The organism is Streptacidiphilus sp. PB12-B1b (assembly GCF_014084125.1).
Lineage (GTDB): Bacteria > Actinomycetota > Actinomycetes > Streptomycetales > Streptomycetaceae > Streptacidiphilus.
Genome location: NZ_CP048405.1, coordinates 780,464 through 795,619, shown reverse-complemented (window position 1 = coordinate 795,619; position 15,156 = coordinate 780,464). Strand labels below are relative to the sequence as shown.

The 15,156-nt window shown below is 70.7% G+C and carries 18 protein-coding genes; 4 read left to right on the top strand and 14 right to left on the bottom strand.

Going from position 1 to position 15,156, the window contains the following annotated elements:
- Window positions 1-3: 3 nt before the first annotated feature.
- From GXW83_RS03735 to GXW83_RS03715, 5 genes are all read right to left on the bottom strand, one after another.
- Complete coding sequence (locus GXW83_RS03735; protein ID WP_182441476.1) at window positions 4-1,350, bottom strand: NADH-quinone oxidoreductase subunit D; 1,347 nt, start codon at window positions 1,348-1,350, stop codon at window positions 4-6.
- Window positions 1,350-2,096 (bottom strand): NADH-quinone oxidoreductase subunit C, encoded by a 747-nt coding sequence (locus GXW83_RS03730; protein WP_182441475.1) that lies wholly within the window; start codon window positions 2,094-2,096, stop codon window positions 1,350-1,352. Before GXW83_RS03730 ends, GXW83_RS03735 begins: the two co-directional genes overlap by 1 nt.
- On the bottom strand, window positions 2,093-2,647 hold the full coding sequence (locus tag GXW83_RS03725; RefSeq protein ID WP_182441474.1) for an NADH-quinone oxidoreductase subunit B family protein: 555 nt from the start codon (window positions 2,645-2,647) through the stop codon (window positions 2,093-2,095). The genes GXW83_RS03730 and GXW83_RS03725 overlap by 4 nt, the downstream gene beginning before the upstream one ends.
- Before the next feature lie 43 nt (window positions 2,648-2,690).
- Complete coding sequence (locus GXW83_RS03720) at window positions 2,691-3,050, bottom strand: NADH-quinone oxidoreductase subunit A (protein ID WP_182441473.1); 360 nt, start codon at window positions 3,048-3,050, stop codon at window positions 2,691-2,693.
- A gap of 493 nt (window positions 3,051-3,543) precedes the next feature.
- Window positions 3,544-4,845: a geranylgeranyl reductase family protein gene (locus GXW83_RS03715; RefSeq protein WP_182447060.1), complete on the bottom strand. Its 1,302-nt coding sequence runs from the start codon at window positions 4,843-4,845 to the stop codon at window positions 3,544-3,546.
- Between the two features lie 127 nt (window positions 4,846-4,972).
- On the opposite strand from GXW83_RS03715, the gene GXW83_RS03710 reads away from it, so the two are divergent.
- On the top strand, window positions 4,973-5,386 hold the full coding sequence (locus GXW83_RS03710; protein ID WP_182441472.1) for a hypothetical protein: 414 nt from the start codon (window positions 4,973-4,975) through the stop codon (window positions 5,384-5,386).
- 8 nt (window positions 5,387-5,394) lie between these two features.
- Here GXW83_RS03710 and GXW83_RS03705 read toward each other — a convergent pair whose 3' ends face one another.
- From GXW83_RS03705 to GXW83_RS03690, 4 genes are all read right to left on the bottom strand, one after another.
- Entirely contained in the window at window positions 5,395-6,087 is a 693-nt protein-coding gene (locus GXW83_RS03705) for a demethylmenaquinone methyltransferase (RefSeq protein WP_182447059.1), read from the bottom strand.
- A 41-nt stretch (window positions 6,088-6,128) separates the two neighbouring features.
- Window positions 6,129-6,533 (bottom strand): hypothetical protein, encoded by a 405-nt coding sequence (locus GXW83_RS03700; RefSeq protein ID WP_182441471.1) that lies wholly within the window; start codon window positions 6,531-6,533, stop codon window positions 6,129-6,131.
- A 5-nt stretch (window positions 6,534-6,538) separates the two neighbouring features.
- Window positions 6,539-7,741: a cyclic dehypoxanthinyl futalosine synthase gene (mqnC, locus tag GXW83_RS03695; protein WP_182447058.1), complete on the bottom strand. Its 1,203-nt coding sequence runs from the start codon at window positions 7,739-7,741 to the stop codon at window positions 6,539-6,541.
- A 134-nt stretch (window positions 7,742-7,875) separates the two neighbouring features.
- Window positions 7,876-8,799, bottom strand: coding sequence for a menaquinone biosynthesis protein (locus GXW83_RS03690; RefSeq protein ID WP_182447057.1), 924 nt, complete (start codon window positions 8,797-8,799; stop codon window positions 7,876-7,878).
- 263 nt (window positions 8,800-9,062) lie between these two features.
- Here GXW83_RS03690 and GXW83_RS03685 point away from each other — a divergent pair, with 263 nt between their 5' ends.
- Window positions 9,063-9,266 (top strand): cold-shock protein, encoded by a 204-nt coding sequence (locus tag GXW83_RS03685; protein WP_182441470.1) that lies wholly within the window; start codon window positions 9,063-9,065, stop codon window positions 9,264-9,266.
- A 136-nt stretch (window positions 9,267-9,402) separates the two neighbouring features.
- Here the strand turns inward: GXW83_RS03685 and GXW83_RS35025 are convergent, their stop codons facing one another.
- The 4 genes from GXW83_RS35025 to GXW83_RS03665 all read right to left on the bottom strand — a co-directional run bounded on the left by GXW83_RS35025 (window position 9,403) and on the right by GXW83_RS03665 (window position 11,987).
- Complete coding sequence (locus GXW83_RS35025) at window positions 9,403-10,665, bottom strand: helix-turn-helix domain-containing protein (RefSeq protein ID WP_182441469.1); 1,263 nt, start codon at window positions 10,663-10,665, stop codon at window positions 9,403-9,405.
- A gap of 352 nt (window positions 10,666-11,017) precedes the next feature.
- Entirely contained in the window at window positions 11,018-11,371 is a 354-nt protein-coding gene (locus GXW83_RS03675; protein ID WP_182441468.1) for a hypothetical protein, read from the bottom strand.
- A 176-nt stretch (window positions 11,372-11,547) separates the two neighbouring features.
- The gene (locus GXW83_RS03670; protein ID WP_182441467.1) at window positions 11,548-11,742 is read right to left on the bottom strand and encodes a hypothetical protein; all 195 of its coding nucleotides are present in this window, start codon (window positions 11,740-11,742) and stop codon (window positions 11,548-11,550) included.
- A gap of 56 nt (window positions 11,743-11,798) precedes the next feature.
- Window positions 11,799-11,987 carry a hypothetical protein gene (locus tag GXW83_RS03665; protein WP_182441466.1) on the bottom strand — a complete coding sequence of 63 codons (189 nt, stop codon included), beginning with the start codon at window positions 11,985-11,987 and terminating at the stop codon, window positions 11,799-11,801.
- A 396-nt stretch (window positions 11,988-12,383) separates the two neighbouring features.
- Between GXW83_RS03665 and GXW83_RS03660 the strand changes: the two genes are divergently transcribed.
- Together GXW83_RS03660 and GXW83_RS03655 are read left to right on the top strand one after the other, a co-directional pair.
- On the top strand, window positions 12,384-13,445 hold the full coding sequence (locus GXW83_RS03660; RefSeq protein ID WP_182441465.1) for a Scr1 family TA system antitoxin-like transcriptional regulator: 1,062 nt from the start codon (window positions 12,384-12,386) through the stop codon (window positions 13,443-13,445).
- A 236-nt stretch (window positions 13,446-13,681) separates the two neighbouring features.
- The gene (locus tag GXW83_RS03655) at window positions 13,682-14,074 is read left to right on the top strand and encodes a hypothetical protein (protein WP_182441464.1); all 393 of its coding nucleotides are present in this window, start codon (window positions 13,682-13,684) and stop codon (window positions 14,072-14,074) included.
- On the opposite strand, the gene GXW83_RS03650 is transcribed toward GXW83_RS03655, so the two are convergent.
- Window positions 14,064-15,140, bottom strand: coding sequence for a Zn-dependent alcohol dehydrogenase (locus tag GXW83_RS03650; RefSeq protein ID WP_182441463.1), 1,077 nt, complete (start codon window positions 15,138-15,140; stop codon window positions 14,064-14,066). The two genes, GXW83_RS03655 and GXW83_RS03650, sit on opposite strands and share 11 nt — an antisense overlap.
- Between the last annotated feature and the right edge of the window lie 16 nt (window positions 15,141-15,156).

Below are 15,156 nucleotides of genomic sequence, written 5' to 3'. Positions count from 1 at the left end.
TGGTCACCGGTCCACGCCTCCCATCACGGGGTCGATCCCGGCCACGGCGACGATGACGTCCGCGACCTGGCCGCCCTCGCACATCGCCGCCATGGACTGCAGGTTGGTGAAGCTGGGGTCGCGGAAGTGCACCCGGTAGGGGCGGGTGCCGCCGTCGCTGACGACGTGCACGCCGAGCTCGCCCTTGGGCGACTCCACGGCCTCGTACGCCTGGCCGGGGGGGACCCGGAAGCCTTCGGTGACCAGCTTGAAGTGGTGGATCAGGGCTTCCATCGACTCGCCCATGATCTTCCTGATGTGGTCCAGCGAGTTGCCCATGCCGTCCGGGCCCAGCGACAGCTGCGCGGGCCAGGCGATCTTCTTGTCGGCGACCATGACCCGGCCGGAGCCGCCGCGCAGCCGGTCCAGGCACTGCTCGACGATCCGCAGCGACTGCTCCATCTCCGCCAGCCGGATCAGGAAGCGCCCGTAGGAGTCGCAGCTGTCGGCGACCGGCACCTCGAAGTCGTACTGCTCGTAGCCGCAGTACGGCTGGGACTTGCGCAGGTCGTGCGGCAGGCCGGTGGAGCGCAGGATCGGGCCGGTGGCGCCGAGCGCCATGCATCCGGCGAGGTCCAGGTAGCCGACGTCGACCAGGCGGGCCTTGAAGACCGGGTTGTTGGTGGCGAGCTTGTCGTACTCGGGCATCCGCGAGCGCAGGGTCTTGATGCCCTCGCGGATCTGGTCCAGCGCGCCCGGCGGGAGGTCCTGCGCCAGGCCGCCGGGGCGGACGTAGGCGTGGTTCATCCGCAGGCCGGTGACCAGTTCGAAGATGTCGAGGATGATCTCGCGGTCGCGGAAGCCGTAGATCATCAGCGTGGTGGAGCCGATCTCCATGCCGCCGGTGGCCAGGCAGACCAGGTGCGAGGAGATCCGGTTGAGCTCCATCATCAGCACCCGGATGACGCTGGCCCGCTCGGGGACGTCCTCGGTGATGCCGAGCAGCCGCTCGACCGCGAGGCAGTAGGCGGTCTCGTTGAACAGCGGAGTCAGGTAGTCCATGCGGGTCACGAAGGTCGTGCCCTGGGTCCAGTTCCGGAACTCCATGTTCTTCTCGATGCCGGTGTGCAGGTAGCCGATCCCGCACCGGGCCTCGGTGACGGTCTCGCCGTCGATCTCCAGGATCAGCCGCAGCACGCCGTGCGTGGACGGGTGCTGCGGGCCCATGTTGACGATGATCCGCTCGTCGTCGGCCTTGGCCGCGGCGGTGACCACCTCGTCCCAGTCGCCGCCGGTGACCGTGTAGACCCGGCCCTCGGTGGTCTCCCGGCCGGGCGCCTCGGCCTGGCCCGTTCCGTGTGTAGCAGCCATCAGTTGTACGACCTCCGCTGGTCGGGAGCCGGAATCTGCGCGCCCTTGTACTCGACGGGGATGCCGCCGAGGGGGTAGTCCTTGCGCTGCGGGTGGCCCAGCCAGTCGTCCGGCATCATGATCCGCGTCAGCGCCGAGTGTCCGTCGAAGACGATGCCGAAAAAGTCGTAGGTCTCGCGCTCGTGCCAGTCGTTGGTCGGGTAGACGTCGAACGTCGACGGGATGTGCGGGTCGGCGTCGGGGGCGGTGGTCTCCACCCGGATCAGCCGGTTGTGGGTGATCGAGCGCAGGTGGTAGACGGCGTGCAGCTCCCGGCCCTTCTCGCCGGGGTAGTGCACGCCGCTGACGCCGGTGCACAGCTCGAAGCGCAGCGCGGGGTCGTCCCGCAGGGTGCGCATCACCTGCGGCAGGTGTTCGCGCTCGATGTGGAAGGTGATCTCGCCGCGGTCCACGACGGTCTTGTCGATCACCTCGCCGACCGCCAGGCCCTGTTCCTCCAGGGCGCCCTCCAGCTCGTCGGCGACCTCGTCGAACCAGTCGCCGCCGTAGGGGCGGGGGGTGGCGCCGGGCAGGACGATCGGGCTGACCAGCCGGCCGTAGCCGGAGGTGTCGCCGCTGCCGCCGCCGACTCCGGCGTCGCCGCCGAACATGCCGTGGCGGACGCCGACGATCTCCAGCTCGGTGCCCTCGCGCGGGGTGGGCACGCCGCTGTCCTGGTTGCCTGCTGTGGTGCTGTCGTCGCTCACCGGAGCAGCCCCTTCATCTCGCTGGTGGGGACCGCCTTCAGCGCCTGCTCCTCGGCCTCCGCCTCGGCCCGGACGCGCTGGGCGCCGAGCTTCTCGTGGCGGATCTGCTCGTGCAGCTTGAGGATCGCGTCCATCAGCATCTCCGGGCGCGGGGGGCACCCGGGGAGGTAGATGTCGACCGGGATGACGTGGTCGACGCCCTGGACGATCGCGTAGTTGTTGAACATCCCGCCCGAGGAGGCGCAGACGCCCATGGAGATGACCCACTTGGGGTTGGCCATCTGGTCGTAGACCTGCCGCACCACCGGGGCCATCTTCTGGCTGACCCGCCCGGCGACGATCATCAGGTCGGCCTGGCGCGGCGAGCCCCGGAACACCTCCATGCCGAAGCGGGCGAGGTCGTAGCGGCCTGCGCCGGTCGTCATCATCTCGATGGCGCAGCAGGCCAGTCCGAAGGTGGCCGGGAAGAGCGAACTCTTCCTGACCCACCCGGCTGCCTGCTCGACCGAGGTGAGCAGGAAGCCGCTGGGCAGCTTCTCCTCAATACCCATCTGGTGTCCTCTCAGCTCTCGGCGGTCCGCGGGTCTCCGCAGGTCAGTCCCACTCCAGCCCCCCGCGCCGCCACACGTACGCGTACGCGACGAAGACGGTGGCGATGAAGAGCACCATCTCGACCAGGCCGAAGATCCCCAGGGCGTCGAAGGTGACGGCCCACGGGTAGAGGAAGACGATCTCGATGTCGAAGACGATGAAGAGCATCGCCGTCAGGTAGTACTTGATGGGGAAGCGGCCGCCCCCCACGGGCTGCGGAGTGGGCTCGATGCCGCACTCGTAGGCGTCCAACTTGGCGCGGTTGTACCGCTTGGGGCCGGTCAGCGCGGCCATCGCCACGGAGCCGACCGCGAAGGCGGCCGCGAGGGCGCCAAGTACCAGAATCGGCGCATATGCGTTCATTACCGAACGACCTCCCAGGCAGTTGCGGCGGCGCCTGTCCCTGTCAGTTACTGCGGGTCCTTACTGCTTGCGGGCGTGATCCGCTCATGTGAGGCGGTTCACAAGCTCCCAAGACGGCTGCATCCTATGCCCGTTCATATGTGATCTGCGACACGGGCGTCAGCCCCTTCAATGTGATCTACGCCACCTGACGAATGATCAAGAAGTAATGAAGGGGCAAAATCAGCCACCACCCGTGTGCTTTCGTTCACAAGGGGTAGCAGAACACCCTGTTCCTGCTGGTGAAACGTGTGCGCGCTACCAGATGTGCCTGATCCACGGCAACTTTTGCCGATCCCGACTGGCCGTGCTAGAGAAACACCCCCCGCCCGGGTGGCCTGCCCTGCGGGCGGTTGACGCGACGGCGTGCGAACGCCGTTCCGCGGCGCCCGGGCATGACGAAGGGGGCGCCGCACACTGCGGCGCCCCCTCGGTCGTGTCCTTCCGGCAGCCCTCAGGCGCGGGGCGCCACCTTGGCCAGGCCGTTGATGATCCGGTCCATCGCGTCGCCGCCCTGCGGGTCGGTGAGGTTGGCCAGCAGCTTCAGCACGAAGCGCATCAGCATCGGGTGGGTGAGGCCGTGCTGCGCCGCCATCCGCATCACCAGCGGGTTGCCGATGGCCTTCACGAAGGCCCGGCCGAGCGAGTAGTAGCCGCCGTAGACCTCCTTGAGGATCTTCGGGTACGCCTCCAGCGCCCGCTCCCGGCCGAGATCGGTCTGCCGGGCCAGCGCCTGGACGATGACGCCCGCCGCGATCTGCCCGGATTCCATCGCATAGGCGATGCCCTCGCCGTTGAACGGGTTGACCATCCCGCCCGCGTCGCCGACCAGCAGGAAGCCCCGGGTGTAGTGCGGCTGCCGGTTGAACGCCATCGGCAGCGCCGCGCCCCGGATCGGCTCGGTCATGTTCTCCGGGGTGTAGCCCCACTCCTCGGGCATGCCCGCGCACCACACCTTGAGCAGCTCGCGGTAGTCGATGTCCTTGAAGGCGGCGGTGGTGTTCAGCAGTCCGAGGCCGACGTTGCTGGTGCCGTCGCCCATGCCGAAGATCCAGCCGTAGCCGGGCAGCAGCTTCTCCTGGCCGCCGCGCCGGTCCCACAGCTCCAGCCAGGACTCCAGGTAGTCGTCGTTGCTGCGGGGCGAGGTGAAGTAGGTGCGGTAGGCGACGCCCATCGGCCGGTCCTCGCGCCGGTGCAGGCCCATGGCCAGCGACAGCCGGGTGGAGTTGCCGTCGGCGGCGACCACCAGCGGCGCCCGGAACTCCACCTCGCGGCGGTCCTTGGCGGCGCCCTCGCCGATCCTGGCGGTGACGCCGACCACCCGGCCGGTGCGCTCGTCCAGCACCGGGCCGGTGACGGTGCACTGCTCGTGCAGCTTGGCCCCGGCCTTCTCGGCCTGCCGGGCCAGCAGTTCGTCGAAGTCGGCGCGCTTGCGGACCAGGCCGTAGTCGGGGAAGCTCGCCAGCTCGGGCCAGTCCAGCTCCAGCCGGACGCCGCCGCCGATGATCCGCAGGCCCTTGTTGCGCAGCCAGCCGGCCTCCTCGGAGATGTCGATGCCCATGTCCACCAGCTGCTTGGTGGCGCGCGGGGTCAGGCCGTCGCCGCAGACCTTCTCGCGCGGGAACTGCGACTTCTCCAGCAGCAGCACGTCCAGGCCCGCCCGGGCCAGGTGGTAGGCGGTGGCCGCGCCCGCAGGGCCCGCCCCGACCACGATCACATCGGCCTCAGCCTCGACGGTTGCGGTCTGCTGCGTCACCTGCGACACCCTGGACTCCTGCTGCTCTCGTCGGAAGGCCCTTGGGGGCCACTGCGCAGTCTAGGAGATGCGCCTACCCTGAACCGGATCCACCACCGGCAGCCGCGTCAGTTCACGAGGGGACCGCATGCACATCGGCGTCATGGGACACCGGGGCCTGTCCGACATCACCGAGATGCTGGTCCGGGGCGAGCTGTGGCGGCTGGTCACCGGCTACCAGACCTACGGCCTGGTCGGCGTCAGCCCGCTGGGCGAGGGGCCGGAGACCTGGTTCGCCGAGGCCGTGCTGGAGCACGGCGGCGCGCTGGAGGTCCTCGGCGACCCGGAGCGCCCCTCCCCCGGGCTGATGCGCCGGGCCCGGGCCGTCCACCGGCTCGCCCCCGGCCTGGACCGGACGGCCGCGCTGCTGGGCCTGGTGGACGAGCTGGTCGCGGTCTGGGACGGCGAGCCCGGCGGCGCGGTCGCCGACGCGGTCGCCCGGGCCCGCGCCGCCGGCCTGTACGTGCACACGGTCTGGCCCGAGGGCTCGGGCCGGGCCTGAGCCGGCTCCTACGTCCGGACGCCCCGGTGCAGCGCCACGATGCCGCCGGTCAGGTTCCGCCAGGCGACGGCGGACCAGCCGGCGGCCTGCAGCCGGGCGGCCAGGGCCGGTTGGTCGGGCCAGGCCCGGATGGAGTCGGCGAGGTAGACGTACGCGTCGGGGTTGCTGCTGACGGCGGTGGCGACCGGCGGCAGCGCCCGCATCAGGTACTCGGTGTAGACGGTGCGGAACGGCGTCCAGGTGGGGTGGCTGAACTCGCAGATCACGACCCGGCCGCCGGGCTTGGTGACCCGCAGCAGCTCGCGCAGGGCCGCGTCCGTGTCCTGGACGTTGCGCAGCCCGAAGGAGATGGTGACGGCGTCGAACACGGCGTCGGCGAAGGGCAGCCGGGTGGCGTCCCCGGCCGTCAGCGGCAGTTCCGGGTGGCGGCGCTTGCCCTCGCGGAGCATGCCGAGGGAGAAGTCGCAGGGCACGACGGTGGCTCCGGCCTCGGCGAAGGGCAGCGAGGAGGTGGCGGTGCCGGCGGCCAGGTCGAGCACGTACTCGCCGGGCCGGGCGTCCACCGCGCGGGCGACGGCCCGCCGCCAGAGCCGGGTCTGGCCCAGCGAGAGGACGTCGTTGGTGAGGTCGTACTTGGCCGCCACGTCGTCGAACATGGAGGCGACTTCGTGCGGCTGCTTGTCCAGGGAGGCTCGGGTCACGCTCACATTGTTCACCTTCGGTAGGGCGACGGTGCGACCGGTCAGGCCCGGCGGTGGACCAGGCGGCCCGCGAGGACGGTGGCGACGCAGCTGCCGTCCGCCGCGAACACCGCCAGGTCGGCCCGGGCGCCGACCTCCAGCACCGGCGATCGGTCGGACACGGCCAGGCCGTTGCGGTGCGCGGCGGCGCGCAGCACCGGATCAGCCAGCTGGTCCGGCTGGGCGGCGGTCGCACCGAGGCGCAGCAGGGCGTGCACGCGCTCGCGCGCGCTGGGCGCGGGCGGCAGCGGCCCCCGGTGCAGCAGGCCGGGGCCGATCACGCCCTGCCACTGCCGCACCCGCGCCTGCGGGTACGCCTGCTCCAGCTGCCCGGCCGGGCCGAGGGCGACGACGCGGTCGCCCTCGACGGCCACCGCGAGGCCGGGGGTGGCGTGGATGGTGAGCACGGCGGTCAGTCGGCCGCGTTGAGGAGCTTCAACTCGGGGTGCGCGGTGCCGCCGGCGATGGCGGTGGAGGCGATGTGGGAGACGACGCGGTCGTCGACCGGGTCGTTGGCCGGGTCGTCGTGGATGACCAGGTGCTCGTAGGTGGTGGCGCGCTGCGCGGGGACGCGTCCGGCCGAGCGGATCAGGTTGATCAGCTCCATCCGGTTGGAGCGGTGCTTGGCCCCGGCGGAGGAGACGACGTTCTCCTCCAGCATGACCGAGCCCAGGTCGTCCGCGCCGTAGTGCAGCGTGAGCTGCCCCATCTCCTTGCCGACCGTCAGCCAGGAGCCCTGGATGTGCGCGACGTTGTCGAGGAACAGCCGGGCGACGGCGATCAGCCGCAGGTACTCGAACAGGGTGGCCTGGGTGCGGCCCTTGAGGTGGTTGTTCTCGGGCTGGTACGTGTACGGGATGAAGGCGCGGAAGCCGCCGGTGCGGTCCTGCACGTCCCGGATCATGCGCAGGTGCTCGATCCGCTCGGCGTTGGTCTCGCCGGTGCCCATGAGCATGGTGGAGGTGGATTCGACGCCCAGCCCGTGGGCGATCTCCATGATCTCCAGCCAGCGCTCGCCGGACTCCTTGAGCGGCGCGATGGCCTTGCGGGGGCGCGCGGGCAGCAGCTCCGCGCCGGCGCCGGCGAAGGAGTCGAGCCCGGCGGCGTGGATCCGGCGGATGGCCTCCTCGGCGGTGACGCCGGAGATCCGCGACATGTGCTCGATCTCGGAGGCGCCCAGCGAGTGGATGACCAGCTGCGGGTAGTCCTTCTTGATGGCGGAGAAGGCCCGCTCGTAGTACTCCACCCCGTAGTCCGGGTGGTGCCCGCCCTGGAACATGATCTGCGTGCCGCCCAGCTCGACGGTCTCCGCGCAGCGGCGCAGGATCTCGTCCAGATCGCGCGACCAGCCCTTGGCGGTGTCCTTGGGGGCGGCGTAGAAGGCGCAGAACTTGCAGGCGGTGACGCAGACGTTGGTGTAGTTGATGTTCCGCTCGATGATGTACGTCGCAATGTGCTCGGTACCGGCGTAGCGGCGGCGTCGGGCGGCGTCGGCGGCGGCACCGAGGGCGTGCAGGGGGGCGTGCCGGTAGACGTCGAGCGCCTCCTCCGGCGTGATCCTGCCCCCGGCGGCGGCACGGTCGAGGACAGCCTGCAGATCCGTCTCGTGGGGCAGGGCGGTCTCAAGCACCTCGGCGTCCTCTCATCTCGGCTCTGTCTACCGCGTGGACGTAGACGCTGCTCAGACTACGCCAGTGCCCCCGGCCGTCCGGCCCCGACCGTCCGCCGCCGTGCCCGCCGCCGGAGGTGTCAGCCGAGGAGGTCGGCGACCAGCGCCGGGGGCTCCAGCAGCCGGACGTGCTCGGTGCTCGCGCCGATGCGCGCGGCGAACTCGCGCACCCCAGCCAGCTGGCGCTCGCCGAAGGAGAAGTCCAGCGCCTCCGCGTAGTAACGGCGCAGCAGCTCGGCGTCGAAGGACTCCCAGCGGGCGGCCTGCTCGGCGACCTTGTCGACCTCCTCCATGGAGAGGTCCCGCGACTCCAGGAAGGCCCGGTGCACCTCGTGCACGGCCTCGGGCTCGCGCTCCAGGAAGTCCCGGCGGGCGGCCCAGACCGCGAAGACGAAGGGCAGGCCGGTCCACTGCTTCCACATGTCGCCGAGGTCGTGCACGGCCAGCCCGAGCCGGGGGGCCTCGTGCAGCGAGGCGCGCAGCGCGGCGTCGCCGATCAGGACGGCCGCCTCGGCCTCCTGCATCATCAGCGACAGGTCGGGCGGGCAGGTGTAGTAGTCCGGCTGCACGCCGTACTGCTCGGCGAGGAGCAGCTGGGCCAGCCGCACCGAGGTGCGGCTGGTGGAGCCGAGGGCGACCCGGCGGCCGTCGAGCTGCTCCAGCGGGACCTGGCTGACGATCACGCAGGACAGCACCGGGCCGTCGCTGCCGACGGCGATGTCCGGCATGACGACCAGCTGGTCGGCGTTGCGCAGGTACTCGACGCAGGTGATCGGCGAGATGTCGAGGCGGCCGTCGACCAGGGCGTCGCTGAGCCGCTCGGGGGTGTCCTTGGTGAGGTCCAGGTCCAGCAGCGCGCCGGTGCGGGCCAGGCCCCAGTAGATGGGCAGGCAGTTGAGGAACTGGATGTGGCCGACCCGGGGTCGCCGGGGTCCACGGTCGTCGCCTCGGTGGGGCCCTTGGTCCGGGCCGTCGTGCGGTGCGGGGTCGAGCTCGGCAGGAATGTCCACATCCAGCACAGTAGCCCCGTGCGGGCCCGGTCCAGGCTCTGGATCATCCCTGGCCGGGCGGGAACCCTCGTGCTAGGGTTTCCGCAGTTGCAGTTTGATTTCCCATGCAGTACTCAAGCCTGCGGAGCATGTGACCGCGGGCTTGTGTAGTTTTCAGAGCTTTGTCACACGAAGTACCTGAAGGCGGGGCGATCAGCGCAGCGGACCGGGCGTCACGAGGTGTGGCGTCCATTACGTCCCTCGCAAGGAGAACGGTTATGGCGACCGGAACCGTCAAGTGGTTCAACGCCGAAAAGGGCTTCGGCTTCATCGCCCAGGACGGCGGCGGCCCCGACGTCTTCGTCCACTACTCCGCCATCAACGCGAACGGCTTCCGCTCGCTGGAGGAGAACCAGCCGGTGGAGTTCGACGTCACGCAGGGCCCGAAGGGCCCCCAGGCGGAGAACGTCACCGCGATCTGAATCCCAACACTGATGAACCGCCCCTGATCCCTTCCGATCAGGTCGCCTGAGTCTCCGGTGGCTCGTCCAGCACCGCCCCAAGAGGGCCCGCGTCGCAGTACGGACGACGGGCCCTCTGCCTTTGGCCCCCTCTGTCTCAGCCGGTGCGTCCGGCGAGCAGCAGCCGGCCGCGCAGCGCCACCTCGATCTCGAACCGGGCGTCCGGCTCGACCAGGGCCGCGCCGAACAGCGCGTCGATCTGCCGCATCCGCTGACGGACCGTCTGCGGGTGCAGCCCCAGCCGCTGGGCGACCTCGGGCGCGCTGCCCCGGCAGGTCTCCAGCCAGGCCAGCAGCGTCTCCTCCAGCCGTTGCCGACGCTTGGGCGGCATGCCGTCGAGGGGCCCCAGCCGGCGCTCGGCCAGCAGCCGGACCAGATCCTCGTCGGCGAGCAGCAGCACCGACGCCAACTGCCGGTCGCAGTGCACCACTCCGGGCTCGGCGTCGGCGGGCAGCCGGGCGGCCACGGTGCGGGCCCAGCGCAGCGACTGCGCGGCCCGCCCGACCGGGACGGCCGGGCCGACGACCACGGTGCGCCCGGCCAGCGCCCGGGCCAGCCGGTCGGCGCGGCCGAGGGCGTCCGGGTCGGCCAGGAACAGGCAGGGCTCGGGGCCGTCGAGGGCGGCCACGGCGGAGGGCAGCGCCCGCAGCAGCCGCGCGGCGGCGGAACCGGCCGGGCCGGGCGTCTCCGGGTGGGAGCCGCCGGGCAGCAGCGCGACGCCGGCGATACGTTCCGGCACGGCCCAGCGCCCGGCGTTGGCGGCCTCGTTCAGCCGCTGCTCGGTGCCGCCCGCAGCCAGCACCCGGACCAGGCGCTCCCGGTTCCGCAGCAGGTCCGCGACCGGGTCCACCCGGGCGGCGCCGTCGCGGGCGCGGGCCTGGGCATAGCCCTCGACGGAGGCCGCGGCCATCTCGTCCACGTGCACGAAGATGGCGTCGGCCAGCAGCGTCATCGCGGCGGGTGGCATGCCCGCCTGCCTGGCCGCCTGGGCGTAGCGCCGCCAGGCGATGCGCGCGCCGAGCCGGTAGGCGGCCTGCAACGCATCGAGGCTGCGGCCCTCGCGCCACTCGCCGCGCCCCAGCGAGCGGTAGACCCGCAGCGCATCCTCGGGCGCGGCCCGGTCGTCCGCGATCAGTTCCGCGAACTGGGCCAGCGCGCGGGCCGCGCCGCGCTGGATTCCGGCGCCGAACCGGCCGTCCAGGGGTCGGGCGTACTCGGGTATCCGGCGGCGTATCTCGCGTACGATCTCGGGCCCGAGCCGGGTGTTCTCGGCCGCCGCGACGGCGGCGAAGCCCGCCGGCAGCACCGCCCACGGCCGGTCCCGCAGGGCGCACTCGGGCGCCTCCCTCGGTACGAGCACATTCCCCCGCGTCAATGCGGCCAATCGATCTCCTTCGCCGGTCCGGAACGCCCGCGCGAATGACGTCGTGCCATTGCCATCAATGACTGGCACATTCCGGAAATGAAGATCCCCCCAGCGAAAAAACCCGCGCAGAATTACGTCGCAATCGTTTAATCCCGATGCTTGGGTGGCAGTATCTTCCGCTCATAAGTGTCATGTCAACGCAGAAAAGCGGACCGTGATCACCCGCTTGTCAGGTGTCCGGCCCGCGTGTCGCCCGTCGGCGGGCGGTCTCCGGGGCGGCGACTGCACCCGCCGCCCCGGCTCTGTCCGCTGTCCGCGGTCCCGTCCGCGGTCTGCGGTCTGCGGCTCAGTAGGAGGGCGCGGCGCAGACCGCAGTCACGGTCAGGGTGTACGACTTGCTGTTGCCGTAGCTGTTCTGCGTCGAGCCGTACCAGCCGGTGCCGTCCGGGGTCGGGCTGGACGCCATCACGAACACCCCGGCCGTGGTGTTGGTGGAGACGCCGCCGGTGACGACCTGCTCCCCGCTCGGGCAGTGCGCGGTCGCCTTGGCGAAGTCCGTGCGGTTGGTGGTCATCGTCGCGGTCACGATGTGCGTGGCACCGTAGGCCCGGGTCGCGGCCTGGCTGGTGCCGGCCGTGGCGGCGGTTCCGGCAGCGGCGACCAGGGCGGTGACGGCGATGACGCCGAACGTCTTCCGCATGGCGTGGGATCCTTCCCTAGGGGTACGGCAGTGACCTCGCCGACGCTAGGGCTCCGCCGCACGCCGCATGCGGGATCGCGGTGGTGCCACACCGGGCATTCGCCCATACGGCAGCAGGGGGTCGCGCTGAGTGGGGGTTCGGCGTGCATCCGCCCGATGCACGCCGAACTCCGGCCTCAGGCAGGCGGATCGTCCCGCCCCGGCCGCCACTCCACGCGGACCGGCCCGCGCGCCGAGCGGTGGTAGCGGACATGCGCGGTCTCCGACGCGTGCGCGGCGATCCACCGGTCCACCGCCTCGGAGCTGCGCAGTTCCCCGGAGACCTGCGCGCACCTCGGACCGTCCGGATCGCCCGGGTCGCGCTCGCTCATACAGACCCCCTCGTACGCCGAGGGGCGGGAAGGGTCCGGGACGACACGGTAGGCGTTCATGCGTGCACCCCCTCCAGATGCCGGCGCAGGCGGACGCGGGCGTCCGTGGCTGCGGAGTGGTCGAAGACGTCCAGGGCGGAGTTCTCTGCGGCCGTGAAGTCCGCGCACTCCGCGCACCCGGGCACGGGCTGCGGCGGCGGAGGCGGAAAGTGCTGGAACTCGTCGGTGGCCCGACTGCGCCTCACAGCAGCCCCGTCCGACTCGCGGCATTCAACTCGCCAACGCGGTTGGACAGTTCTTCCCGCGAGTCCGCAATCCGCAGGTCCCCGAGCCTGGCGCACCACTCCAACCCGCCCCCCGGCGGCCGCAGTTGCACCTTCCCGCAGCGGAAGTCCATCACCCGCCCCACCCGGCCGGACCCCGCGTCCAGCACCAGCGCTCCCCGAGGGGGCCGCACATTTCCCCTTACAGCATCCGTCATCCTGCCGTGCCTTTCTCTGACATCTTCAGCACCGCTGGCATTGACGGTGCGTCATCCTAGGATTGCGATGCCCAGGCGCTCGGGAAAGAGCCGCTGTGGGACAGACAACTCTGTCCCTATCGCTTTGAACGTCAGTTCGCACCCAGCGAAGGAGTGGCCGATGGCTCGCCGCAGTGAACAATCCGACCTGGTGGAGACGCCAGGCGCAGTGTTCGGCCTGCTTCTGCGAACCATCCGCGAGTCCACATCCCTCACCGCAGATGCGCTGGCGGAGCGCATCCAGTTCGACAGGTCATACGTCACCCATGTTGAGGCGGATCGACGCAAACCATCGCTCGCATTCGTGACAGCATGCGACCAGGAATTGCACACCGGCGGCACCCTTGCGACGCTCTACGCACGGATCGACTGGCGAGTCCGGGCACTGGGCAGAAGGCCCGACTGGTTTGATCGCTACCTGCTGCTTGAGTCCGAGGCAGTCACCCTTCGTGAGTGGGATCCCTACAACGTATCGGGACTGCTCCAGACCGAAGCACACATGCGCGCTCTGTTCACCAGACGCGGCCACGCCGCCAAGCGCATCGAGGAGCTCATCGAGATCCGCCTGAACCGACAGAGACGGCTCTACGGGCCCAGCGCCCTAAGGTTGTCCGTGCTCATGGACGAGGGCGTACTGCGGCGCCAAGTGGGCGGGCTTCAGACCATGGTGGAACAGCTCACCCATCTGCTCAGAATGTCCCAACTGCCCAATGTCGTGATCCAAGTTGTGCCACTCTTTCCCCGACCCGCAGTTCCCCCGGGCACTCTTATGGCGCTCCTGAACCTTGCCGACGGCGAGCAGTGGTTCTACTCCGAGGCGCTCAGCGCAGCTTTCTTCGTCGATGCTCCCTCGGAAGTCCTAGACCACGCCCACATCTATCAGCAGACGGCGGGCTGTGCGCTGTCTGTATCCGAGTCGCGGAAGCTGATCCGTGACATCCTGAGAGAAATGATCAACATGCGAAGCCCGATCAGGTACAGCGATCTGAAAATCTTCAAGTCCTCCTACTCTGCTGACGCAGAGGGAAACTGCGTCGGGGTGTCCCGTACACACCTGCCACAGGGCATAGTCCCCATCGTGGACACGACCCTCGGCGACGCGAGCCCCATCCTGTCGGTCTCAACGGACGCGTTCCGCGCGTTCGTGGCGGCGGTGAAGGCCGGCGAGTTTCCCACGGCCTGAGCGGCGCCCCCTGGGGGCCTTCGCGTCCCCAGGGCCCGCCCGTCCACCGACCCGGCTCGGGTGACGCCCGGCCGGGGCCACCCGCCTCGATGACGTCCATTCGGTCGCCCTCGGCAGGTCGACCTCCAGCATGTCCCAACTCCCTTACAGGGCAACCCGTCAGGCGGCGACGGGCCCGGCCTGAGGCTCCCTGGAGCGGGCTCGACTTTTGACGCGGACATTGCAAGTATGGACAAATGTCGCCTCACTCAGACAGGCTCCAGCAGCTGGCCGACCGGGACCGCATCACGATCTACCTCGCCGAGCACCGGCACTACCCGGACGGATGGGCGGTGACGCTGGTCGAGGGGTGGCCCTCGGGACGGGACGACGCAGCCAGGATGCCGCTGAACGCGACCTATCCCATGCCGTACCTGAGCAGCCGCACCGAACAGCCGCGCGTCGGCGAGGTGTTGGCGTACTTCCTGGATCTGGCCGCTCAGGCCGAGGGCCGGGACCGCAACCCGCAGCTACCGCTGCGGCTGCTGTCCGCCGCCCGCGACGACATGCGGCAGCTGCTCGGCGAGCGGTACGCCGAGTACCTCCAGGCCGCCGGCCGGAGCAGCAGCGGCAGCGCGGTCAGAAGGTGAGGACGGCGCGGGCCACCCGGGCGTGGTGGGTGTCGTCGGCGGCGCGCTCGAAGTCGTCCACCGGATACACAGCGGTGACGAGTTCGTCCAGCAGCAGCTGCCCGGAGCGGTAGAGCCCGGCATAGCGGGCGATGTCGTCCTGCGGGCGGGAGGAGCCGTAGCGGCAGCCCAGGATGGACTTGTCCAGGAAGAGTTCGGCCGGGCGGAACGACGCCTCGGCGGTGACCGGGACCATGCCGAGCAGCACGGCCTGTCCGTGCCGGTCGAGCAGGTCGACGGCCTGGCGGATCAGGCCGGTGTGGCCGACGCACTCGAAGGCGTGGTCCACGCCGTGCGGCAGCAGCGCGCGGACGGCGTCGACGGTGGAGGCCGCCGCGCGGGCGTCCACGAAGTCGGTGGCGCCGAAGGTCCGTGCCAGCGGCTCCTTGGCGGCGACCGCGTCCACGGCGATGATCCTGGACGCCCCGGCGATCCGCGCGCCCTGGATCACGTTGAGGCCGATGCCGCCGCAGCCGATGACGGCGACGCTGTCGCCCATCCGGATCCGGGCCCGGTTCAGCGCCGCGCCGACCCCGGTGACCACGCTGCACCCGATGAGCGCGGCCGAGGTGAACGGGATCTCCGGATCGATCCGCACCGCCTGCACGGCCTTGACCACGGTGCGTTCGGCGAAGACCGAGGCGGAGGCGAAGTTGTGGATCGGGGTGCGCGGCTCCGAGGCGCGGGTGAAGGGCTTGCCGGGGTAGCCGATGGCCTTGCGGCACATGGTCGGCCGCCCGCGCCCGCACTCGGCGCAGGTGCCGCAGTTGGCGATGGTGGACAGCGCCACGTGGTCCCCGGGGACGACATGGGTGACGCCGGGGCCGACGGCCTCGACCGTGCCCGCGCCCTCGTGGCCGAGCACGACCGGCACCGGGAAGGGGATGGTGCCGTCGATCACCGAGAGGTCGCTGTGGCACAGCCCGGCGGCGGCGATCCGCACCAGCACCTCACCCGGCTCGGGGGCGCGGACCGCGAGATCGTCCACCACCTGAGCCGACTTGCCGTCGAAGATGACGCCTTTCATGGTGACTCCTCAGTTG